General features: G+C 30.8%; 21 protein-coding genes. 1 reads left to right on the plus strand and 20 read right to left on the minus strand.

The genetic code is table 11. The features are described 5' to 3' along the window. Positions 1–67: 67 nt before the first annotated feature. From FGK85_RS02525 to uvrB, 14 genes are all read right to left on the minus strand, one after another. Entirely contained in the window at positions 68–1,366 is a 1,299-nt protein-coding gene (locus FGK85_RS02525; RefSeq protein ID WP_138203462.1) for a DRTGG domain-containing protein, read from the minus strand. Positions 1,367–1,374: 8 nt separating this feature from the next. Next, positions 1,375–2,325, minus strand: a complete 951-nt coding sequence (whiA, locus tag FGK85_RS02530) for a DNA-binding protein WhiA (protein WP_138203464.1) — start codon at positions 2,323–2,325, stop codon at positions 1,375–1,377. A gap of 1 nt (position 2,326) precedes the next feature. Further along, on the minus strand, positions 2,327–3,664 hold the full coding sequence (locus FGK85_RS02535; protein ID WP_138203466.1) for a gluconeogenesis factor YvcK family protein: 1,338 nt from the start codon (positions 3,662–3,664) through the stop codon (positions 2,327–2,329). After that, positions 3,661–4,545, minus strand: coding sequence for an RNase adapter RapZ (gene rapZ, locus FGK85_RS02540; RefSeq protein WP_138203468.1), 885 nt, complete (start codon positions 4,543–4,545; stop codon positions 3,661–3,663). Before rapZ ends, FGK85_RS02535 begins: the two co-directional genes overlap by 4 nt. Before the next feature lie 164 nt (positions 4,546–4,709). After that, positions 4,710–5,798, minus strand: a complete 1,089-nt coding sequence (gene hisC, locus FGK85_RS02545; protein ID WP_138203470.1) for a histidinol-phosphate transaminase — start codon at positions 5,796–5,798, stop codon at positions 4,710–4,712. Between the two features lie 110 nt (positions 5,799–5,908). Next, on the minus strand, positions 5,909–6,823 hold the full coding sequence (gene murB, locus FGK85_RS02550) for a UDP-N-acetylmuramate dehydrogenase (RefSeq protein ID WP_138203472.1): 915 nt from the start codon (positions 6,821–6,823) through the stop codon (positions 5,909–5,911). A gap of 59 nt (positions 6,824–6,882) precedes the next feature. After that, positions 6,883–7,617: a phosphatase gene (locus tag FGK85_RS02555; protein WP_138203474.1), complete on the minus strand. Its 735-nt coding sequence runs from the start codon at positions 7,615–7,617 to the stop codon at positions 6,883–6,885. A gap of 1 nt (position 7,618) precedes the next feature. Then, the gene (gene uvrC, locus FGK85_RS02560; protein ID WP_138203476.1) at positions 7,619–9,505 is read right to left on the minus strand and encodes an excinuclease ABC subunit UvrC; all 1,887 of its coding nucleotides are present in this window, start codon (positions 9,503–9,505) and stop codon (positions 7,619–7,621) included. A 63-nt stretch (positions 9,506–9,568) separates the two neighbouring features. After that, positions 9,569–10,174, minus strand: a complete 606-nt coding sequence (locus tag FGK85_RS02565) for a metal-dependent hydrolase (RefSeq protein WP_138203478.1) — start codon at positions 10,172–10,174, stop codon at positions 9,569–9,571. Between the two features lie 27 nt (positions 10,175–10,201). Then, positions 10,202–11,629 carry a peptidoglycan D,D-transpeptidase FtsI family protein gene (locus FGK85_RS02570; protein ID WP_138203480.1) on the minus strand — a complete coding sequence of 476 codons (1,428 nt, stop codon included), beginning with the start codon at positions 11,627–11,629 and terminating at the stop codon, positions 10,202–10,204. 2 nt (positions 11,630–11,631) lie between these two features. Further along, the gene (locus FGK85_RS02575) at positions 11,632–12,834 is read right to left on the minus strand and encodes an FtsW/RodA/SpoVE family cell cycle protein (protein WP_138203482.1); all 1,203 of its coding nucleotides are present in this window, start codon (positions 12,832–12,834) and stop codon (positions 11,632–11,634) included. Positions 12,835–12,851: 17 nt separating this feature from the next. Continuing rightward, complete coding sequence (locus FGK85_RS02580; RefSeq protein WP_138203484.1) at positions 12,852–13,295, minus strand: FHA domain-containing protein; 444 nt, start codon at positions 13,293–13,295, stop codon at positions 12,852–12,854. A gap of 58 nt (positions 13,296–13,353) precedes the next feature. Next, positions 13,354–16,176 (minus strand): excinuclease ABC subunit UvrA, encoded by a 2,823-nt coding sequence (uvrA, locus tag FGK85_RS02585; protein ID WP_138203486.1) that lies wholly within the window; start codon positions 16,174–16,176, stop codon positions 13,354–13,356. After that, the gene (gene uvrB / locus FGK85_RS02590) at positions 16,166–18,163 is read right to left on the minus strand and encodes an excinuclease ABC subunit UvrB (protein WP_171011304.1); all 1,998 of its coding nucleotides are present in this window, start codon (positions 18,161–18,163) and stop codon (positions 16,166–16,168) included. The genes uvrA and uvrB overlap by 11 nt, the downstream gene beginning before the upstream one ends. A gap of 376 nt (positions 18,164–18,539) precedes the next feature. Here uvrB and FGK85_RS02595 point away from each other — a divergent pair, with 376 nt between their 5' ends. Beyond that, positions 18,540–18,728: a hypothetical protein gene (locus FGK85_RS02595; RefSeq protein WP_138203490.1), complete on the plus strand. Its 189-nt coding sequence runs from the start codon at positions 18,540–18,542 to the stop codon at positions 18,726–18,728. 276 nt (positions 18,729–19,004) lie between these two features. Here FGK85_RS02595 and FGK85_RS02600 read toward each other — a convergent pair whose 3' ends face one another. From FGK85_RS02600 to FGK85_RS02625, 6 genes are all read right to left on the minus strand, one after another. Further along, positions 19,005–20,297 carry a PDZ domain-containing protein gene (locus FGK85_RS02600; RefSeq protein WP_138203491.1) on the minus strand — a complete coding sequence of 431 codons (1,293 nt, stop codon included), beginning with the start codon at positions 20,295–20,297 and terminating at the stop codon, positions 19,005–19,007. 39 nt (positions 20,298–20,336) lie between these two features. Then, the gene (locus FGK85_RS02605) at positions 20,337–21,533 is read right to left on the minus strand and encodes a S41 family peptidase (protein ID WP_138203493.1); all 1,197 of its coding nucleotides are present in this window, start codon (positions 21,531–21,533) and stop codon (positions 20,337–20,339) included. 436 nt (positions 21,534–21,969) lie between these two features. After that, positions 21,970–22,869 carry a permease-like cell division protein FtsX gene (gene ftsX / locus FGK85_RS02610; protein ID WP_138203495.1) on the minus strand — a complete coding sequence of 300 codons (900 nt, stop codon included), beginning with the start codon at positions 22,867–22,869 and terminating at the stop codon, positions 21,970–21,972. Next, on the minus strand, positions 22,859–23,545 hold the full coding sequence (gene ftsE, locus FGK85_RS02615) for a cell division ATP-binding protein FtsE (protein ID WP_138203497.1): 687 nt from the start codon (positions 23,543–23,545) through the stop codon (positions 22,859–22,861). The genes ftsX and ftsE overlap by 11 nt, the downstream gene beginning before the upstream one ends. Before the next feature lie 155 nt (positions 23,546–23,700). Next, positions 23,701–24,576: a YitT family protein gene (locus FGK85_RS02620; protein ID WP_138203499.1), complete on the minus strand. Its 876-nt coding sequence runs from the start codon at positions 24,574–24,576 to the stop codon at positions 23,701–23,703. A 178-nt stretch (positions 24,577–24,754) separates the two neighbouring features. Continuing rightward, positions 24,755–25,111: a hypothetical protein gene (locus tag FGK85_RS02625; RefSeq protein ID WP_138203501.1), complete on the minus strand. Its 357-nt coding sequence runs from the start codon at positions 25,109–25,111 to the stop codon at positions 24,755–24,757. Positions 25,112–25,175: the final 64 nt, after the last annotated feature.

The raw sequence follows: 25,175 nt of genomic DNA on the forward strand, positions 1-25,175 counted from the left end.
TTATATTTTACAAAAACTTGCCTACTCATAATTTCTATAAACTATTGAGAAAGCAAGTTTTGAAATTTTAATTTAGTATTTTAGCTGATAATATAGTCTTTGCAATTAAATCTTTAGTTTTATTATACATGCTAACTTCCACTTTACATGAATTTCTACCCATGTCCACAATTTCTGTATATATATCTATATGTCTATTCATTTGCACTGGTCGCATAAAATAAGTTACTATATTATCCACATATATATTAACATTATTTTTATTTCTAACAGTAATTTCAGCTGTAGTAGAAAGAAGCATATTTAAAGCTCCACTAGAAGCTGTACCTAATTCATTCAGCATTTCAGGAATTATTTCTCCATAAAAATGCATTTTTCCATCTTCATTATTGTATTTAAAATTCTCTAAAATTAAATCTTCCATGGTTTCTTTTACATGATCTTGTCTTGATACATATTTAAGTGCCTTAATTACATCCTGCCTGGTTATAACTCCTAAAAGCTTCTTTTTATGCACTACAGGACACATTTTTATGTTTTCCCAAACCATTATATGAGCAGCATAAGCTATAGTAGTTTTAGAAAAAACTGTTATAGGATTTTTGGTCATTACATTACTTATAAGTTCCTCATTACTAACCCCATCACTGATATCTCTTAAGGTCACTATACCCACTAGCTTGTTCTCTTTGTCTAATACAGGAAATCTTTCATGTTTGGTATCTTTAACCAAATCCTTAAACTTTTTCACATTATCAGTATCTAAAATATATTCCGCCTCAGTCATTATATCTTCTGCTAATATTATATCCTTTTTAATTATATTTTCAGAAAGAGCCCTATTTATCATACTAGCTATAGTGAAGGTATCATAACTGGAAGATATAATAGGCAAACATTTTTCGTCTCCTAATTTTTTAATTTCTTCACTACACTGAAATCCACCTGCTATGAGCACTCCACATTCATTCATTAATGCTAATCTTTGAAGTTCTTCTCTATTTCCAACTATAACCAAAGACGATTTTTCAATAAACCTGGCCGCAGCATCCTCCGTCATTGCTCCTATAAAAAAATTACTCAAGGTTTTATGTATTCCCTTTTTTCCTCCATAAATATTCCCTTCTACTATATTCACAACTTCCGCATAGGTCAAAAGCTCTCTACTTTTCTTTTCAACCTTTTCAACCCTCACTGTTCCAACTCTAGGAATTGTTGACACTATACCTGAGTCCTCTGCTTCTTTTATTGCTCTATAAGCAGTACCCTCACTTACATTTAAGCTCGATGCAATACCTCTAACTGAAATTCGTGTCCCTGGTATCAATGAGTTAATATAATTTATTATTTTCTCATGCTTAGACATAAAATTCACTACCTGCCTTCTTTTCTTAATTCTTCAGCTATTTTTTCTATTTTTCTAAGTCTGTGATTTACTCCTGATTTTCCAACTTTAGGATTCAACATTTCTCCCAGCTCCTTTAGGGATTCATCTGGAAACTTTAGTCTAAGTTCAGCTATCTCTCTTAAATTCTTAGGAAGTCTTTTTAAACCAATCTCATTTTCAATTAATTTTATGCTCTCTACTTGTCTAACTGCTGCATTTACAGTTTTACTTAAATTAGCAGTTTCGCAATTTACCAATCTATTAACATTATTTCTCATTTCCTTCATTATTCTTATATTCTCTAAATAAAATAAAGAACTATGAGCTCCTATAATACTCAACAAATCAGAAATTTGCTCTCCTTCTTTAATGTATATTACATAGCTGTTTTTTCTTTGTATAACCTTTGAATTTAATCCATAGGTATTAATTAGGGAGCTAAGCTCTTCTGCGTAATTATTATCATGAGTTACAAATTCTAAATGATAAGTCTTTTCAGGATTGCTAATACTTCCTCCCCCTAAAAATGATCCTCTTATAAATGCCTTTTTAGTTATGTCGTCATAAGCTAAACTTGAAGGCACTCCAAATTCTAATGAAAAACCATCCTCTTTTTTTAAAACACCAACTTCTTTTAGCAAAGCTTTAACTCCCATATCTTCATTTATGAGTATTACATAAACATTATTTTTCTTTAGGGAATTATTTTTTTTAACCATTATTTTAGCATGTATATCAAAGTGGGCTTTTAAAAGCTTAAATACTAATCTTGCAATACTAGGATTCTCGGTGGTTACCTTAAAACTTAATTGTTTATTTGATGCTAAAGCTATGGTGCCGCTTACCTTCATCACTCCAGATAATATAGCTATAGCCTCTTCTTTAGAAACATCCACATATCTACAAACTTCACTTTTAACCTTTGACGAAAACGACATCTTAACTTCTTTCCCTTCTATTTTCCTTTAATCTTTCAGATAAGTAGAAGTATTCAAGTATCTTCTTCCTATCATAGAATAATTGTTTATCCATAATTGTTTCTATCAATATTGAGGATAACTTCTCTGCATCATGCCTTATGAGACCTTTTCTTACTTTTATAAAATCACCTTTAACTACGTTAATATTCATATTTTTCAATTCCTCATCATCACAACTTACAATATGTGATGTTTTAAGCTTATATTTACCTATAAGTTCATCAGTAATTTCACCATTATTTACCACAGTGTAATTAACCATACCCTCTCCCACGTGTTTATGCACAGCCTTAATGTGGTCAGATACAGAAAATTCGTCCGTTTCTCCAGGCTGAGTCATTATATTACACACATAAATTTTTAATGCCTTTGTCTTTTTTATTGCATTAGATATATCTTTTACAAGAAGATTAGGCATTATACTTGTATAAAGACTTCCTGGCCCTAGTATTATGGCATCTGCTTCCTTTATAGATTGTACCGCTTCCCTAAGAGCTTTAGCATTCTCCGGTTCTATAAAAATTCTATCTATTTTACTATTCTGCTTTAACGCTTCCCTAGGGATATTAGATTCACCCTCTACCACAGTTCCATTTTCCAATTTAGCTTTTAAAATCATATCATCCAAAGTCACTGGCAACACTTTACCTGTTACTGCTAAAACAGAGCTCATCTTTTGAATAGCATCTTCAAAGTTATCAGATATTCCATCCATAGCTGCTAAAAATAAATTTCCAAAACTCTGTCCCTTGAGCCTTCCCTCAAGAAATCTATATTGCAAAAGATCCTCCATTAGAGGTTCTGTGTCTGCTAAAGCTAAAATACAGTTTCTTATATCTCCAGGAGGTAATATGCCAAGATCTTCTCTTAAGGCACCAGATCCGCCTCCATCATCACCTACTGTAACTATAGCTGTAATATTTGATGTATAGTATTTAAGCCCCCTTAGCATTGTAGACAAACCTGTTCCTCCACCTATTACTACTATTTTAGGACCTTTTACTAACAATCTTTTTTCATATATCAAATTTCCTAATTTTTTTGAGTCAAAGGATAGCTTTAAATATCCTTGATTTATCAAGGCTATAACTGACTTCATTCCTTGATTTATAGAAATATAAAGAGTAAATATACCACATACTATTAAAAATATAAAAAATGTTATATAGTATACATTATAGTACATCTTATTTAAAAACTCTATTATTCCAAATACTATTAAAAGAATACCCATTATTCCAAAAAGTATCCATCTTTTAACCTTTATTCCGGGTTTGAGCCATTGAGTCATCTTCATATTTTCGTCCCACCCTTGTTAACATCCTCATTTATATCTCTGTGGTCTATAGCTACATTATGACCCTTATCTCTTAATTTTTGGTATATAGCGTTGGCTATGGTTACAGACCTATGTCTTCCACCAGTACATCCAATAGATATGATCAACTGTCTTTTTCCCTCCTTAATATAATTTGGTATTAAAAAGTTAAGCATATCCTCAAGCTTATCTATAAAATCTGTAGTTTCCTTAAAATCCATAACATAATCCCTTACAGAGCTATCATTACCAGAATATTGCTTTAGCTCTGGTATATAGTATGGATTAGGTAAAAACCTTACATCAAATACTAAGTCTGAATCTAAAGGTATTCCATATTTAAATCCAAAAGATAAAACATTTATCATTAATTTATTTTCTATTTGATCTTTATCTCCATATATATTTGTTATCTTTTGTCTCAACTCTCTAGTAGAAAGCTTAGTTGTATCTATAATATGATTAGCCTTTTCTCTTACTTCTTTTAATCTTTCTCTTTCAGAGGCTATACCGGTTAAAATTCTTCCTTCAGGTGCTAAAGGATGTTTTCTTCTTGATTCCTTATATCTTTTTATTAAAACCTCATCACTAGCTTCTAAAAATAAAATTTCATAATGATATCCTTCAGCTTTAAAATAACTTAAACTGCTAAATAAATCATCAAAGAATTTTCCACCTCTGATATCTATTACTAATGCTATTTTATCTATCTTACCTTCTGTTTGAAAACACGCCTCTGCAAACTTAGGTATTAAAGTAGTTGGTAGATTATCTACACAAAAATATCCCAAATCCTCCAAGCATCTTATAGCTTGTGTTTTTCCTGCTCCAGACAATCCTGTAACTATTACAAATTTCATATAAGAGCACCTTCCTATCTTTATTACTATTACAGTTTTATTTTATTATTATAACACAAAATATACTACTGTAACTACTGTATTACTTTCCCTGTTCACACACATGGCAAACCAAAATAAAAAAGTACCACTAGAATATTGATGCATTCTAGTGGTTTCTTTTACTATTGTAAACTGTTTTTTAAAGCTTCTATGAATTTTTTATTCTGTTCCATAGTTCCTATAGTAACTCTCATCCAACCTGGCATACCTAATAAGTATCCTGGTCTAATTATTAAGCCTTGCTTTAATAATTTATCAAATACTTCCTTATCATCAGTCTTAGTGTCAACCATTATAAAGTTAGCATTAGTTTTCTCGTATGGAAGTCCTAGTTTTTCAAATTCCCCGTAAAGATATTCTTTTCCAGCTTTATTTTCTTCATAAACTTTGTTTAGGAATTCTTGATCCTTAACAGCTGCTGTAGCTGCCCTTTGAGCAAATAAGTTTACATCAAATGGTCCTATTACCCTATTAAAATATCCTACCAATTCTTCATGAGCTATTCCATATCCACATCTTAATGAAGCTAGTCCATATGCCTTTGAAAAAGTTCTCAATACTATCATATTTGGATATTTATTAAAGTAATTTAAGGCATCTGGGAAATCTTTGTCTGTAACATATTCTATATATGCCTCATCCATTATTATAATAACATGCTCTGGTATTTTATCTAGAATTTTTTCAAACTCTTCCTTAGTAAATATAGTTCCTGTTGGATTGTTTGGATTGCAGAACCATATTATTTTTGTCTTATCCGTTATGGCTCCCACCATTTTTTCTATATCTAAAGCATTATTCTTCATAGGTATCGATATAGCTTTAGCACCCATTAATTTAGCCCCTGCTTCATAACGTGGAAAAGTAACTTGTCCCATTATGCATTCATCCCCTGGGTTTAATAGGGTGTTGCATATAATTCTTATTAATGAATCTGAACCTGTACCTAGAAATACTTCTTCTGGTTTAACATTTAATTTTGCTGCTATAGCATGTTTTAATTCATAGTTAGATGCATCAGGATACATTTGTGGTTCTTCTAAGGTCTTTATTATTGCTTCTTTAGCCTTTGGCGAACATCCTAATGGATTTTCATTAGAAGCTAGTTTTATAACTTCTTCTAAACCAAGTTCCCTTTTCACCTCACTTATAGGTTTACCAGCCTTATACATATTTAAGCTCAGTATTTCTTCTCTTATTTCGTATTTCATAACAAACCCCCCATTTATTTTAATAAAATTTTGAATTATCAAACTTTTCAATATAAAATTAATGGTTATTTACACTTATGTAAATATCCATTAATTTTATATTGAACTTATTATTCTTCTCCAATTATTCTAACCTCTGGTTGAAGCTCTACACCAAAGTTTTCTTTCACTGTTTTCTGAACCACCTGAATAAGATCTAATATATCCTTAGCAGTAGCTTCTCCTTTATTTATCACAAAGCCTGCATGCTTTTCTGATACCTGTGCCCCACCTACGGATACACCTTTCAAATTACTTTCTTCAATTAATCTACCAGCAAAATATCCCTCAGGTCTTTTAAATGTACTTCCTGCAGAGGGGTATTCTAAAGGTTGCTTTTCCTTTCTTTTAGAAGCTAATTCAGAAATTCTATTCATTATCTTTTCTTTATCACCCATATGTAATCTAAAAGTAACTTTTAAAACTATATATCCATATTTAAGTATACCACTTTTTCTATAGCCTAGCTCTAATTCTTCCTTAGAAAACTCTAATATTTCTCCATCTTTATTTAAAACTACTGCACTTTCTATCACTTTGGATATTTCTCCATCATAGGCTCCAGCATTCATTGCTACAGCTCCGCCAATACTTCCTGGAATTCCACTGCTGAATTCTAGTCCTGTAAGCCCAGCCTTTGCTGCCTTATTACTAACACTACATAGAACTGCTCCACTTTCTGCAACTACACGCTCTCCTGTAATCTCAATGTTGTTTAATTTAGAAGTTTTAATTACTACTCCCCTTATTCCACCATCTTTAACAAGAAGATTAGATCCATTTCCAATTATATAATAAGGTAATTCATGCTCTTTACAAAGCTTTATTATATTAATAATTTCATCACATTTTTTTGGTGTTACTAATATATCACAAGGTCCTCCTACTTTGAAGGATGTATGATTTTTCATAGGCTCATCTAATAATATATCTTCTGGTTCTAATATAGATTTTATTAAAAAGCTAAAATCTTTGTATTCATTCATATTATATCTCCTTTTAGCATTTTATATTGATACATATAGTATAATTTATATAATATGCGTTAATCAATAACTATGTCAATAGCTTTTCCCTTTTGCTTTAAATAATCTAACAAATCCTTTTGCTTTCTATTTATAATCAATTCCTCTGGCATTCCCACTGATTCCAATATTAACTCTGCTTCTTTAAAATCACCTATGGCTGTGGCAAAATGTGCATCACTATTTATTATTATTCTTGTACCATACTTTTTACAAAGTGCAGCTATTTTTGAACAAGTATCCTTACTTCCTATCCTTGAACTTACAAAGGAGCTATTATTTATTTCTAATAATATATTTTTCTCCTTAGCTTTTTTTACTATTTCCTCTTCATAAATAGGAAAGGACGGGTTACCTGGGTGCCCAATTATATCTACATAGGGATTATCCATAACTTTTATCACCGCATTAGTATTTTCCTCTATACTACCTGGTTCTATACACACATCGTGTAAGCTGGCTATTACAAAGTCTAAATTCTTCAATATTCTCTCAGGTATATCTAAATTTCCTTCAAAATCAATTATATTGGCTTCGCAGCCTCTTAATATTTTTACCCCTTGCATTTCCCTAGGTATTACCTTTAAATTTGCAAAATAAAATATATGAGGGCCTCCTGGCATTTTAGGACCATGTTCTGCAGAACCAAGTATTTTCAACCCTTTTTTACTAGCTTCATTTATATTTTCTAATAATGTACTATATGCATGACCACTTACAATTGTATGGGTATGAAGATCTGATATATACTTCATATTATACACTTCCTTTGCTTTTTTTAAAGTATTCCAGTATGCTATCTGCTACCTGAGAATTTATAGATGGTGTGCTAATAAGCTCTTCATAGGATGCTTTCTTAATGTTTTCTACGCTTCCAAACTTCTTTAAAAGTTCCTTTCTCCTAGTTGACCCTACTAGCGGTATGTCTTCTAGCACAGAATGTAATACTCTTTTTTCTCTTAAACTTCTATGATAAGTAATGGCAAATCTATGAACTTCATCCTGTATTCTAGTTATGAGTTTCATAACACTAGAATCTCTTTTTAAAATTATCTCCTCTTCCCTGAATATTAAACCTCTTGTACGATGTTTATCATCTTTAACCATTCCACATACAGGAATTTTCAAATTAAATTCCCTCAAAACTTCATAGGCTACATTTACCTGTCCTATGCCGCCATCCATTAGTATTAAATCTGGAAAAACACAAAATTTTCCTACACTATACTCTAAATTTTTTTCTTTTATGTGTTCTATTTCTTTAAATCCATGAGAAAACCTTCTTGAAAGAATTTCTCTCATACTGTCATAGTCATTAGGTCCTACTACTTCTTTTATTTTAAATCTTCTATAATCACTAGATTTAGGCTTTCCATTTTCAAAAACCACCATACTTCCTACGGAATCCACCCCCTGAATATTTGATATATCATAGGCCTCTATTCTTTCTGGGGTTCTTTCTAAATGGAGAATTTCTGTAAGTTCCTCTAAGGTTTTATTATTCATCTCTTTATCCATTATGTATTTCAGCTTAAAGCCTTCTAGTGTTATTTTAGCATTTTTCATAACCATTTGCATTAATTGGTATCTTTTACCTTTGGATGGGGTTTTTATTTCTACCTTTCCTTGTTTTTTTAATGAAAGCCATTCTTCCAAAAGCTCTCTTTCCTCTATGTCCGGTACTAAAATATTTTTAGGTATAAAGGCTGTTCCACCATAAAATTCTTTTATAAAGGTGCTTATTATATTTCCTTGGCTGCTTCCTGAGGTTTCCTCAAATATAAAGTGTTCCCTTCCTATAATCTTACCATTTCTTAAAAAGAAAACCTGAACACAAGTATCCTTTTCATCCATGTAAAGATTTATGTAATCTTCATTTTCAAAATTTCCAAATATTATCTTTTGTTTTTCAGAAACCTTGTTTACTGCTTCTAATTTATCCCTTAAGGAAGCTGCCTTTTCAAACTCTAAATTTTCAGCAGCTTTCATCATTTCATTTTGCAATTGATTCTTTAAAGTTTTATCTTTTCCCAGTAATAATTCTATTACATCGTCAACTATTTTTCCATATTGATCTTTAGAAATATATGCTGCACAGGGTGCTTTACAAATACCTATATGATAATTCAAACAAGGCCTTATATTAGATTTAAATTCTACGTCCTCACTTTTTATTATTTTTTTACAAGTTCTAAGGGGAAATATTTTTTTTATTAATAAAGTTATCTCTTTTACCACGGAATACTCAGGATAAGGTCCAAAATACTTTGCCCCATCTTTAACTTTATTTCTAGCTATAATTACCCTTGGAAAATCCTCATTTAAAGTTACCTTTATAAAGGGATATCCCTTGTCATCCTTTAACAATATGTTATATTTAGGTTTATATTTTTTTATTAAATTACATTCTAATATCAACGCTTCCATTTCAGAGTCAGTAATAATATACTCAAATTCGCTTATGTGTTTCACCATTTGTTTAACCTTTTCAGGATGATTTTTAGAACTCTGAAAATATTGTCTCACTCTATTTTTTAAAATTTTTGCTTTTCCCACATATATAACTGTACCTACAGAATTTTTCATTATATATACTCCAGGTTTTTCTGGAAGCATCTTCAAATGGTATTTAAAATCAAACATAACTTCCTCCAAAGCAACAGTAAATTTTATTTTAAATAGCTCATAAAAATAATATGCAACTTTCTAGAATAGTATAAAAGGAAGCCTATATATTACATACATAAGTCCCACCATCATTATTATTTCCTCTACTATTATTCCTACCTTTGAACCAGTAGAAAAATTTACCGGAGTTTTATATTTCTTATTTTTAAAGGGATAAAAAATGGGAACTCCTCTTTTTGTAAACATATCACATATCAAATGCATACCATATCCTATTAAAAAATAATATGTAATTTGATGTATTCCATACATTTTTCCTAAATAAGAAGCTATTAAGGTAAATAACACCATACCTACTATACTGTGGGTTATTCCCTCTCTATGTGAAGAAAAACCTATCATTATCAGTATAAATCCTAATACCTTGACTATAGGCTTATTAAAGCAAAAATGATCTAATAAGAGAGTAATTAAACCCATACCTACATAAACAGCAACCTTTGTAGCCTTGTTTTTAAAAGGCAGGATATACTTATTTAGTATACCCTTAGGATGATCTGCATCCGGCAATAGTGAAGCTATTCCCACTACTACTATGCCTATATAACTAAACTTGCCAGGTAACTTATCACATAAACCTATATAAGTTACTATTCCTATGCCAGCATGAGTTTTTCCAGTCATGTACTATCCTCCTATAACTTAATAAAATTACTTATTCACAGCTTCATTTATTACCCCTGTAGCTACTCTAGTGGCAATTCCTCCTCCAGTTCCTCCATTTTCCACAATTACAGCTATGGCAATTTGGGGGTTTTGGTATGGAGCAAATCCTATGAACCAAGAATGAGGTGTAGAATTCTCTGAACCATCATCCTTATGATCTGCTGTTCCTGTTTTTCCACATATAGCTACCTTTGAATTTTTAGCTGCCCTTGCAGTACCTTGTTGTACTGTTTTTCTCATAAATTCTTCTATTGTATCAGCATTTTCTTTGCTGGTAATTTGTCCAATACTCTCTGCGGAAATATTCTTGATGGTTTTATTATTAGAATTAGTTATTTTGTTCACTATTTTAGGCTTCATCATTACCCCGTCATTGGCTATAGTTGAAGCTACAAGCGCCATTTGCATAGGCGTAGCTAACACACCACTTTGACCTATAGCACTTTGAGCTATATTTCCCTTTTCGTAGTTTTTATATTTTGGAAATTTACTATTATCTATAGTAACTCCTATAGAAGGTATATTTTTATTAAAAAAGAATTTTTCTGCTGTTTCCCTGAGTTTATCATTGCCAAGTTCCATACCTAATGTTCCAAAATACACATTACTTGAGTGCACAAAAGCCTGTTGAAAATCTATATTTCCAAGTACTTCTCCATTATAGTTTGATAACTTTTCTTTGCTATTAAACATTATTTTACCCTTATCTTGAATCCTCTTGTTCATTATTCCATCTATATTTTCCAACGCGCTTACAGATGTAAGTGTTTTAAACACTGAGCCTGGAGGATACATTCCTGAAACAGCCCTATTTATAAGGGGAAAGTTTCCATCTGTACTTATTTTTTTCCAATTCACCTCCGATAATCCATTGGGGTTAAAGCCTGGTTTAGAAACCATGGCTAATATTTCTCCAGTCTTAGGATTCAATGCCACTACTGCACCCTTGTTGTCACCTAATAAGTCATATGCCTTCTTTTGGATATTATAATCTAAAGAAGTTATTAAATTATATCCTTTTTTTTCTGCTTCTTTGCTTTTAAAATTAAATACACTGTATATATCTATACTATCTAATGCCATTAATTCTTTATCATATCTTTTTTCCATACCTGTTAATCCGTACTTTTCATCTTCATATCCTAAGGCATGAACAAATAAATCATTATATAAATATTTTCTAGTTTGCTTATCTCCATTTTTAGAGCTTTCTGCAAGGGATTTCATATTTTTATCATATATAGTTCCCCTTAATATAGCATTTCTCTTAGCCCACAATCTTCTATTATCTGCTCTAGTTACCAATTTAGGTCCTAAAAATATTTCAAAATATGTTATATAAACCACTAAACCTAAAAAAAGCAATAGAAAAATTATCATTACCTTTTTAATATTTTGTGAAATATCCTTCATTTTTACACTCCCTCTTCAGAAATCTTTTGTAATATACCCAAGGAGAAAAATGTTATTATCATTGAACTTCCCCCATAGCTAACAAGGGGTAGTGTTATTCCAGTAAGAGGTATGATGCTCATAACACCACCTATTATTACTAGAACCTGAGAAGCTATGGTTGCACTGTACCCTACTGCTAGTAACCTGGAAAAATTATTATTAGCTCTTAAAGCAGCCCTGCTACATCTATAAAACAATATAAAATACAATATGATAATTGCTATGCCTGTGAGTAAACCAAGTTCTTCACATATGGCAGCAAATATAAAGTCCGTTTGATTTATTGGCACAAAATTAGGATATCCTAATCCCAATCCTGATCCAAATAATCCTCCACTGGCTATAGCTATTAAAGATTGTACTATCTGCATGGATTCATTAGATGCATATTTTAAAGGATCTTTCCATATCATTATTCTAAGTCTTACGTGGCCAAAAAGCTTATAACTTATAAATCCACCTATTATGAATAATCCTATGCAGGTAGCTACATACTTAAATTTAGAAGTAGCTATATAAAGCATAGTAACTGAAATTCCAAAAAATATTAGTGCAGATCCTAAATCCTTCTGAAGAACCATAAATCCTAGTGAAATCATAACCACTATGGCTGGTTCTATAAGATTTTTGAAGCTTTCGTATTCTTTTAATGCAGAAGCTAAGTATGCAACTAAAAATAATTTCCCGAATTCCGATGGCTGAAATTTAACACCAAATACAGTAATCCAGTTTTTTGAACCAAATTGTTCTGGTGCAAACAAAGTTCCTAAAGACATGACTACTACAGTGACAACTAGATATAAATATCTTAAATTTTTAAATCTTTCTAAGTCAGGTAAAAGCACTACTATAAATATAAAACCTGCTACTCCCATAGAAAACCATATTAACTGTTTTATAGCCACTGTATTGTCTAATCTATATAAAACCCCTATGCCTATAATAGATAATATGCTGCTTATAATAAGTATAAATTTATCTCCATCAGGAAAAAATCTTCTTATAATAAAATGTGAGTAGCCTATAAGTATAATTATAAGTACTGCCATTATTATTGCACCCTTATCAAAGGTTTTTTTTATTAAAAACAAATCTAAAAAAATTATACAACATAGTAAATAAGTATATCTTAAAAGCTTTTTTTCATCGGCTAAATAATTCATGGAGAATGCCCCCTATATTATCCTATAATTTTGAACATAGAGTTGCCTATTTTTACTATATCTCCTGCACTCAAATAGGTTTTTTCTTCTATGGCTTCATCATTTACAAAAGTACCATTAGTACTATTTAAATCTTCTATTACACAACTATTATTCTTTAAAAATATTTTTGCATGATATCCTGAAACATATTCATCTGCTAAAACCAAGGTGTTGTCCTCTTTTCTTCCAATGGTTATCCAATCTCCCATAGGAATCACACTACCCTCTTTCAAAACTTCATTTCCCTTTATCTCTATAACCTCTAATCCATATTTCTTTCTTCTTCCTTTTTTCCTGCGCCCTGTATCTTTTATATCCTTGTACATTATTTTTAGAATAAAAAAGATTATTACGTATATTATAGCTATTATGGCTATAGTAAATATTTTAGATATAAAACTAAATTTACTTAGATCCATGAAACTCACCTTCTTTTTACAAAATACAATAGACTAGGCTATACTAGTCTATTGTAAATTATAACATCTTTTTTAAGTATTGTCCTGTATAAGAGCTTTTCTTATTAGCCACTTGTTCAGGAGTACCAAAGGTAACTATAGTGCCACCCTTTTCCCCGCCTTCTGGCCCTAAATCTATTATGTGGTCAGCACACTTTATAACATCTAAGTTGTGTTCTATAACAACTACAGTATTACCTGCCTCCACTAACCTTTGTAAAATTTTTATTAATTTATTTACATCATCCATATGAAGCCCTGTAGTAGGCTCATCCAATATGTATAAAGTTCTTCCTGTGCTTCTCTTTGAAAGTTCATATGCTAGCTTTATTCTTTGAGCTTCTCCTCCTGACAACTGAGTAGATGGCTGACCTAATCTTATATATCCTAAACCTACATCCTCAAGAGTATCTAGTTTATTTTTTATTCTAGGTATATTCTCAAAAAACTCCCTTGCCTCTTTCACAGTCATATTCAGAACTTCATCTATATTTTTACCCTTATATTTTACTTCTAAGGTTTCTCTGTTATATCTTTTTCCTTTGCAAACTTCACAAGGTACATAAACATCGGATAAAAATTGCATCTCTATTTTTATTATGCCGTCACCCTTACACGCTTCACATCTACCGCCCTTTACATTAAAACTAAATCTACCTGGTTTATATCCTCTCATCTTAGATTCAGGAGTAGCAGAATATACTTCTCTAATAATATCAAATACCCCTGTATAAGTAGCAGGGTTGGACCTTGGGGTTCTTCCTATAGGACTCTGATCTATATTTATTATTTTATCTATATTTTCTACTCCCTCTATAAGTTTATGCTTACCTGGGTTAGCTTTAGAATTATTTAATATTTTATTTACTCCCTTGTACAATATTTCGTTAACCAAAGTACTTTTACCAGAGCCTGAAACTCCAGTAACACAAGTAAATAATCCCATTGGTACTTCTACATCTATATTTTTTAAATTATTCTCACTAGCTCCTATTATTTTAATGCTTTTTTCTAATAATTCTCTTCTCTTTAAAGGTAATTGTATTTTCTTTTTTCCTGTTAAATATTGTCCTGTTATAGATTCTTCACAATTCATTATGGCATTTATATCTCCACAAGCAACTATTTCTCCGCCGTACTCACCTGCCCTAGGTCCTACATCCACTATATAATCAGCAGCCTTCATGGTGTCCTCATCATGTTCTACCACCACTAGGGTATTTCCTAAATCTCTAAGATGTTTTAATGTATCTATAAGCTTATCATTATCTCTTTGATGCAGTCCTATACTTGGTTCATCTAGTATATATAAAACTCCAACTAAGCTAGAACCGATTTGTGTTGCCAACCTTATTCTTTGGGCTTCTCCACCAGATAAAGTTCCCGCAGTTCTAGTTAAGTTAAGATAATCTAATCCCACATCAATTAGGAATTTAAGTCTGCTTTTTATTTCTTTTAGTATTTGTTCCGCAATAGCCCCTTCTTTATCACTTAATACCAGCTCATCTAAAAATTTTATTTCGTCTTTAATAGCCATATTACAAAATTCAAATATATTTTTGCCACCTACTGTAACTCCTAAAACTTCTTCCCTTAACCTAGTTCCATGACACTTTGGACAGGGATTATTACTCATGTACTGTTCAATTTCCCTTTTTATATAGTCGGAAGAAGTTTCTAAGTACCTTCTTTTCAAATTATTTATAAGCCCCTCGAAAGTATGATTATAAACTCCTTCTCTATCTTCTTTTACATAATGTACTCTTAATTTTTCCCCATTCATACCATATAAAATTATATTTAAAACTTTAGGATCCAATTTTTCTATAGGAGTTTCTAAAGAAAATTCATATTTTTCACTTAACGCCTTTAATATGCAGTAAGTCCAGGATTCTTCCTTTAAGCTTCCCTCGCCCAAAGAAATAATAGCTCCCTCCAAAATGCTCTTACTCCTATCGGGTATTATCAAATCCTCATCTATCTCTAAAAGCGTTCCAAGTCCATCACAATGATCACACTTCCCAAAAGGTGAGTTAAAAGAAAAAGACCTTGGCTCTAATTCTTCTATACTTATACCACATTCTGCACAAGCAAATTTTTCACTAAATAAAATCTCCTGTTCCCCTATTACATCTACAATAACAATTCCATCTGTAGATTGTAATGCAGTTTCTAATGAATCTGCTATTCTTCCTTCCATGCCCTCTTTCACTATTATTCTGTCAATTACTATTTCTATATTATGTTTTTTATTTTTTTCTAACTTAATTTCATCCTCAACTATATCAAATATTTCTCCATCTATCCTTACCCTAACATATCCATCTTTTTTTATTTTATCTAAAGTCTTAAGGTGTTCTCCCTTTCTTCCTCTAACCACTGGAGCTAATACCTGTAATTTTGTCCTGTCTGGTAAACTCATAATTTTGTCTACCATTTGATCTACTGTTTGCTGCTTTATTTCTTTTCCACATTTAGGGCAATGTGGGCGACCTATTCTTGCATAAAGCAGTCTTAAATAATCATATATTTCTGTAACAGTACCTACAGTAGATCTAGGATTTCTACTGGTGGTCTTTTGATCTATAGAAATAGCTGGTGATAACCCTTCAATGTATTCTACATCTGGCTTATCCATTTGACCTAAAAATTGTCTTGCATAAGCAGACAATGATTCCACATACCTTCTTTGCCCCTCTGCATATAAAGTATCAAATGCCAAGGAAGATTTGCCAGAACCTGAAAGCCCTGTAAATACAACGAACTTGTCTCTTGGTATTTCCAAACTTACATTTTTTAAATTATGAACCTTTGCTCCTTTTATAAATATCTTATCCTTCATTTTTCCTCTCCATTTTCTCCTTTAATTTTGTTATTTTATCCCTTAAATCTGCAGCTCTTTCAAACTCTAAGTTTTTAGCTGCTTCTTTCATTTCTTTTTCATATTTCTTAATCAATTTAGCAAATTCATCTTTTGTAAGTATTGTATTTTCAGGTAAAACCTCATATTTTTCTTCAATATCCTCTGCTATGGCCGTAGCCTCTATAACTTCTCTTATATCCTTTATAACCGTTTTAGGCGTTATGCCATGAATTCTATTGTACTCCTTTTGTATTTCTCTTCTTCTATTTGTTTCACTTATAGCCCTTTCCATGGATCCAGTTATATTATCTGCGTACATAATAACCTTGCTTTCTGAATTTCTTGCTGCCCTTCCTATTGTCTGTATTAAAGAGGTTTCAGACCTTAAAAATCCCTCTTTGTCTGCATCCAGTATAGCTACTAATGCTACTTCAGGTATATCAAGCCCTTCTCTTAAAAGATTTATTCCAACCAATACATGAAATTCTCCTTTTCTTAAATCCCTTATTAGTTTCATTCTTTCCATAGTATCTACATCTGAGTGCATATAATTGACTTTTATACCTATTTCCCTAAAATAATCTGTCAAATTTTCTGCCATTTTCTTAGTTAAAGTAGTTACCAAAACCCTAAAGCCTTTATCTATAGTATCCTTTATTCTTGAATATAAATTATCTATTTGTCCCTGTGTTTTTTCTATTATTATCTCTGGGTCCAATAGCCCTGTTGGTCTTATTATTTGTTCAGCTATATTTTTTGAATGTTCTTTTTCATAATCTGATGGTGTAGCACTTACAAATACTACTTGGTTTAATTTTTTCTCAAATTCTTGGAATTTAAGAGGTCTGTTGTCAAAAGCTGATGGAAGTCTAAAACCGTATTGAACAAGACTCTCTTTTCTAGATTTATCTCCACCATACATAGCTCTTATTTGAGGAACAGTTACATGACTTTCATCTATAAATAGCAGAAAATCCTTTGGAAAATAATCCAGCAATGTTTGTGGCGGTGTACCCGGTTCCCTTCCATCAAATATTCTTGAATAATTTTCTATACCAGTACAATATCCCATTTCCCTTATCATTTCAATGTCAAAATTAGTCCTTTGTTTAAGTCTTTGAGCTTCTAATAATTTATCCTCTTTTTTAAACTCCTGAAGCCTCTGTTCTAATTCTCTTTCTATAACCGTAATAGCCCCATCAATCTTATCTTTGGATGTGGCAAAGTGGGATGCTGGAAATATGGATACATGTTTTCTTACCCCTATTATTTCCCCGGTAATGACATCAAATTCCCTTATACGATCTATCTCGTCTCCAAAAAACTCTATTCTTATGCCCCTATTGGTAGATGAAGCTGGAAATATGTCTAAAACATCTCCCCTAACTCTAAAAGTTCCCCTTATAAAATTTATATCATTTCTTTCATATTGTATATCTATAAGCTTTCTAATTATTTCATCTCTTTCCTTAAGCATTCCCTCTCTTATAGAAACTGTTAATTTTTTGTATTCCTCTGGATTACCCAGACCATATATACATGATACAGATGCCACTACAATTACATCTTTTCTCTCTAAAAGGGCTGAAGTGGCTGAGTGTCTCAATTTATCTATTTCATCATTTATAGATGCATCTTTTTCAATATATGTATCAGTTTGTGCCACATAAGCTTCTGGCTGATAATAATCATAATAAGATACAAAATATTCTACAGAATTCTCTGGGAAAAACTCTCTGAATTCTGAGCATAACTGTGCTGCTAATGTTTTATTATGGGCTAAAACCAGTGTAGGCTTTTGTATTTTTTCGATTATATTTGCCATAGTGAAAGTTTTTCCTGAACCTGTTACCCCTAAAAGAGTTTGAAAATCATGTCCTTTATTTATACCATCTATCAAACTTTTTATAGCCCCTGGTTGATCCCCAGTAGGTTTAAATTTAGAATGTATTTTAAAACTCCCCATATCATTCACCTCTCATTGAACATTAGTTCGATACTTTAATTCTAGACCTTATTTTTACCATTGTCAACTATATTACATATATATTATATCCTATTCCATCAATTTAAAAAATCATACTACAACTTTACAAATACTAATATAAACAAAAGCTTTTCAAAACTGAAGAATCAATATGTTTCAATAGTATATCACATATATCGTATTTTATATAATTAATGTATAATATTTAAATAAATATATTGCATTTATAATTTATAAGTGCTACAATCATATTGTAAATAAGGAACATAAATTTATTATATAGATAATTTACTACATATTTTATTGAAAAATTAATTAAAGCTTTCTAGTTTCATGTATGGGGGAGGATTGTATAATGGGAAATATTTATGAAATTATGTGCGTAGCTTCAAATTGTTCTTCTTTTAAATCTCAAGACTCTGTGGTAATGTCTTCTATAGGAACTCACTTAAGCAAAAGTTGTTCTAAATGTTCACATTGTAAAAATTGCAAATGTGAGTTAGATTTATATGACAAAGTTATTTCTAGTATTGATGAAAAATAAAATTTAAATAAATCACCCTAACAATAAACAACTAACCACCTAAAAAGTTAAAAGCATAAGGATATATATCCCTATGCTTTTAACTTTTTATTATATTAATATAAACAGATCTCTAACCTTCACATGGAGTTTTTACTCCAACTGAAGGTTAGAGATCGTTATCCAGGGACGTAGCTGCCGTTAACTCCCGCTTTGTTAGAAGTGGTAGTGTTACGGCAGGTAGTCATCGGATAAACCTATGCAATATTTTTTCTAATTTATATTTAGTCATACAACTTATTGATTGTCCTCTTCCCTTTTCTTGGCTTCATCTAAATATTTTTTAAATTCCTTACCCTTTAACTTAATCACAGCATTATCTTCTGGTACAACTTTGGGCACCATTAAAGCCCCCAAATCATTCTTACTCACTAAATTATCATATTTTAATTCTTTTAACTCACCGGAAATTTTTCTAGCAGTAAGCTTTATATAGTTTGGTGCATCTCTAAGTACATCTAGTATATCATTTTCCTCATTTATTTTATTATTGTTAATATTCATAAGCAAATCTCCACTTTTAATTCCCATTTCATCAGCTAAAGAGTTAGGTATTACCTCCAGTACCATAATTCCTTCTTCTCCGCTAGCATATATAGCCTTACCCTTAATCTCCATGAACCTTTGAATTAAAATCATTGCTTCGTGACCTAGTGGAGCAAATATTATAAGAAGCAATTGAGCAAATTCGTTATTTGAACTCACCTGGGAAAATAAAAATAAAACTATAGAGTACAATATTACCCATATTCCTGAAGAAACGGTTTTTTCTTCTTTACTTCTTGTAAACGTAACGGATTCATACCCTAATATTCCGTAAAATGTTATAGCTGATATTATTAAATTTTTTATAGTGTTAAAGGGTATATTTTGCTTAACTATAGGCCACCAATTAGGGAAATTTATGCTTATTCCCTCAAAAGAATTAGGATTCATTATAAAAAGTAACGCCACTGGCAAAATCCAATATCTTTTTAATAAAAATCCTCCAAATATTGTACCCTTATCATTTTTAAATACTGGAATGGCACCTCTTTTGCCATCCAGTATTATCATAATTCCCTCTACAAAATGAAGCACTGCCACTAAAGACATTAGCGCTACTATATCTATTTTAAATAAGTCCAGTGAAGGCTTATTTAAAATTATAGATATTTTTTCAAATATAAAACTCAATAATCCTAAGGCTGCTCCCGAATATGCAAAACATACAAATCTAGGTTTTATAAACATAAATATTATAGATAATATAAATATAAAATCTATTAAAGAGTCTTCTCTAAAGGTTATTCCTAAACAAGCTATTATTAAACTTGCTAAAACCGCACCAAATATTCCTATTACTATTTGTGATATGGTTAGCTCTAAAGGAGAGTTTATGCTTTTTCCTACTACTATTTTCTGCATCAATGTGATTTTTTTATTCTGCTTGTAAAACATAGCACCTATTAATATTAATACTAAAAGGGACATAGGTTCTACTAAGGCTTTAGCCACAGCTCTAAGCACATAAAGTATTAATGTCAACATTACCCCCCCTTACTAAAATTAATGTATTAAAACGTCTAACTACTTACTTTGCATTTTTTCTTTTATGATCTCTAATGCCTTTTGGAATTGCGGATCCTTACTTCTATTATATCCACTCTTTGCGGTTTCTTCCTTTAACTCCTCTGAATACTTAACTTCTATATCTGGATTTATACCTATTTTATGTATATTTTTCCCAGATGGAGTGTAATATTTTGCTATAGTCACCTTAAGTGCTGTGCCATCTTTTGTGTCTAGCATTGTTTGAACTACACCTTTTCCAAAAGTCTTTTCTCCTATTAAAGTTCCCAATTTATAATCTTTTACAGCCCCAGAAACTATTTCAGATGCACTGGCAGTTCCCCCATCAGTTAATACTACTAAAGGCATTCCTATAGCTTCTCCACCTTCTGAAGTATATTCTATCTTCTTTTTATTTTTATCAACAGTAGATACTATGGTTGATTTTTTAGGTACAAAATTAGAAGCTACTTCCACGCAAGTTTTTAATGAACCACCTGGATTTCCCCTTAAATCTAGTATTATACTTTTCATTCCTTTACTTTTTAATTCTTTTAATTTTTTATTAAAGTCCTTAGAAGTATTTTCATCAAACATACTTATTTCTATATATCCAATACCACCTTCAAGAACCTCTCCCTTTACTGTTTGAAATTCTATCTTTTCTGCTTTTAAATTCAAACTAAATTCGCCTTTTTTCTCTCTAAACAAAGTTAACTGAATTTCTCTTCCTACCTTACCTTTCATCATAGACACTGCTTTTTCCAACTGCTCTCCATTTACTGATACACCATTAACTTTTTCTATAATATCACCACTTACAATTCCCGCCTTTTTAGCTGGTGAATTATCAAAAGCACTTATTATTACTATCTTATTATCCTTAACTCCCACCTGTATTCCTATGCCTACATAGCTACCTTCTATCTGGCTATTAAATTCTTCAAACTCTTTTTTGTTCATGAATACTGTATAGGGATCCTTAAGAGCAGCAGTCATTCCTTTAATTGCACCCTCCACTAAAACCTCATCGTCTATTGCACCATCGTAATATTTGTACAACCTATCTCTTACCAAAAACAACTTATTGAACGTAGCTACAGTATCATCTTTAACCACTACATTATTTTTTCTGCTAAATATGAATCCTGTAAATAAATTAGTTACTATTAACAATGCCGCAGTAACTGATATCCACTTTTTCTTATTTGTCATAATTTACACCTCTTATCTCCACACTTTTAAATACATTACTATATATGAGCAAATTTAATTACATATATTTACGCATACCCCACCAAAAATCCATTCCCTAGTTCCTAATCCCCAAAAGATAGTATAAAATCTACACTTAGAAATTGATAATTGGGTTTTATATATTTGTAAAATTATGTTACGATTTTTACTCATTTATAATATATTATACTATTATATATTATTATTAGTATTATAATTTAATATTATTATTATTTTATTATACCATTTTAACATAATTGTAATAAAGCACCCTTTGTACTTAACTACAGTTATTCTATATTTCAAATTAAAAATATTATAATTTTTCAAATTTCTAGGCAAGAATTAAGCAAATAGTATACTTTTACATATATAATAATTATAAAAACCCTGGGTTTCCCCAGGGTTATATTCATTATACTTGTAAAAACTTTCTAATGGATAATATACTACCCATTGAACCTATTAAAATTCCAGCTAATATAAATTTCCAAGCCATTACATTGAACACATACGCAGGTGATATTAAATGCATTAACATAGCCATTACACCACCGGCATTAATTCTAATATACATAAACTTGTAAGAATAATACAATACTATAATTGCTATTAATGCTCCTAAAATACCTATTATAACTCCTTCAATTATAAAAGGCCATCTTATGAACCAATCTGTAGCTCCTACATACTTCATTATATTTATTTCTCTTCTTCTAGAGTAAACAGTAAGCTTGATAGTATTTCCTATTAGGAATAGAGATACTATAAGACATATAATGAAAAGCACTATACCAATCCATTTTAAAGCTTTAGTTATTTTTATAATTTGATTTACTATTTTTCTTCCATCTTTAATTTGTTCTATTCCAGGCATACCCTTTATTTTTGATGCTACAGAAGCTGCATCCTCAGGTGATTTTAATTTAACTATATATGAGTTTGGCATAGGATTTTGTTTTTCTAATCCTTGAGCTAATGATGCATTTTCTTCTCCTAATTGTTTTTTCCACTTTTCTAAAGCCTTTTCTTTAGTTTCAAATTCTATCTCTTTAACTCCCGGTGTATCTTTTAAAGTATTTTCTACTTTACTTTTTTCATCTGCTTTTATACTATCCTTTAAAATAACCTTTATTTGCACTTGATCTTCTACGCTCTCTACTCCTTGACCTACATTTAAAATAGCAATTAAAAATATTCCCATTAAAAATAAGGAAGCTGCTACAGTAAGCATGGATGCTAAACTTACTGTTTTATTTCTTCTTAAACTTTTTAAAGCATCCACAATAAAATATTTAAACGCACTAATCCTCATAACCATATCTACCCCTTTGCTCATCTCTCGCTACAGTACCTTTTTCTATGGCAATAACTCTTTTCTTCATATTATCTACAATATCCTTAGCATGTGTAGCCATTACTATTGTAGTTCCTGCTCTATTTATATCTTGAAGTATATCCATTATCTCCAAAGTAGTTTCTGGATCTAGATTTCCCGTAGGTTCATCTGCTATTAAAAGAGAAGGATTGTTCACTATAGCTCTAGCCAAGGAAACCCTCTGCTGCTCTCCCCCTGAAAGTTCATTAGGGAAAGCTTTATATTTTTTAGATAATCCTACAAGAGATAAAACTGTAGGAACCTTTTTTCTTATTTCTCTGCTGGATGCCCCTATAACTCTCATGGCAAAGGCAACATTCTCATAAACATTCAATGAAGGTATCAATCTAAAATCTTGGAATACAACACCTATTTTACGTCTATAATAAGGTACTTCGCCTCTCTTAATTTCTGTTAAATTAGTATCATTAACAATCACTGTTCCACTAGAAGGTTCAACTTCTTTTAAGAGTATTTTAATAAAGGTAGATTTACCTGCTCCACTTGGTCCAACTAGGAACACAAATTCTCCATTATCAATTTCTATATTTACATTAGATAAAGCTAAAACATTATTGTTATAAACTTTAGTTACATTCTCAAATTTAATCATTATACTGTACTCCTATTCCTCGTAGGTTTTATTTATATATTATAACACAATTGAAGTGTTTTTTGTAACGTATACTGTAATGTTTTTAATATGTTAATTTTTATTAAAATAGAAAAATTTCCACATAAATAAAATATGTGGAAATTAAACGTTTTCTAATCTTCTATTATATCTTTGAAACCTTCACCTAAAACCTCTCTAGCATCACTAACTGTAATAAACGCTCTTGGGTCTACTTCTTTTATAAATATTTTTAATCTAATGAATTGTTTTCTATCTAAAACCGTATACAGTATATTGGTATCTTGTCCACTAAATCCACCTTTTCCATGAAAGATAGTGCAACCTCTTCCCAATTCATTTATTATAAATTTACTAATCTTGTCCCTCTCCATGCTTATAACCATAACTGATTTACACATGTTCAATCCATTTATTACTGAATCTATAGTAGTGCAGTTTATTATTACAGATAGCAAAGAATACATTCCAACTTCAGCATTAAATGTAACTCCAGCCGCTACTGTAACTAAAAAATCTACCATAAGTAGTGCTTTACCTAAATCTATATGTATAAATTTATTCATTATTTTTGCCAGTATGTCAGTACCACCTGTAGAAGCATTTTGATTAAATACTAATCCCATACCAACTCCTGATAATAAAGTTCCAAATATAGTTGCTAAAAGCAAGTTATCTGTTACTACCCAAGCAGGATCGATTAATCTATCCATTATCCAAATTGAACCCGCTAAAGCAAAACTAGAATAAATTGTTTTTGCTCCAAATTGTGGTCCTATTACTATAAAAGCAATTATAAATAATATAATATTCATTAAAGCTGTTAGAAGACCTACAGATATTGGTATGTAATGGTGTAATACTATAGCTATACCCAAAACGCCTCCACCAGCTATATGATTGGGTTCCAGAAAAGCTCTTGTGGCAATTGCTAAAATTAAAACTCCAACTGTTGCTAATACCCATTCCTTGACTACTACTCCTTTGTTATTCTTCTTCACTTTTTCCATAATATCCCCCCGTATAATATTGTACAAATATATAAACCCTATTAGGCTTATTGCCGATACTTATTAATTGAAGTTTAGTACATAATTTTAAACATTATACTACCAGTGATTAAAATCACTGGTGTACTAAACTTTTATTTGAATATAAATTTATTTAACAGATTTTATTTAACAAATTCTATTTAAAATAAAATAAAATTGAGTTTACCGCCAATGAAATAATCAAAGTAAATATAGATACAAAAAATATAACCTGAGCTAAATTTAATCTTATAAAATAGGTTTTCCATTGTTTTTCATAATTTAATGGTCTCATTAAGTCTTTTTTAGTAAATGATACTGCTGCCATAAATAACCCAAAGCATGCAGCATAAGTTATAACTCTTCCACCCCACTCTAGTATGTACACTGCATCAAATGCACCTTTTATTGCAGAACCTATTAAACCTACTAATAGACCTAATAAAAAGCTTATTAAAATTATTTTAATAGATATTTTTACACATTCTTTTATGTCTACAAAAAAATTATTCATACGACTATCACTCCTACATTACAGATTATATCATAAAGGTTTTGAAAAATCTTTATTTATGCAA

The organism is Haloimpatiens lingqiaonensis, assembly GCF_901447495.1.
GTDB classification, from domain to species: Bacteria; Bacillota; Clostridia; order Clostridiales; family Clostridiaceae; genus Haloimpatiens; species Haloimpatiens lingqiaonensis.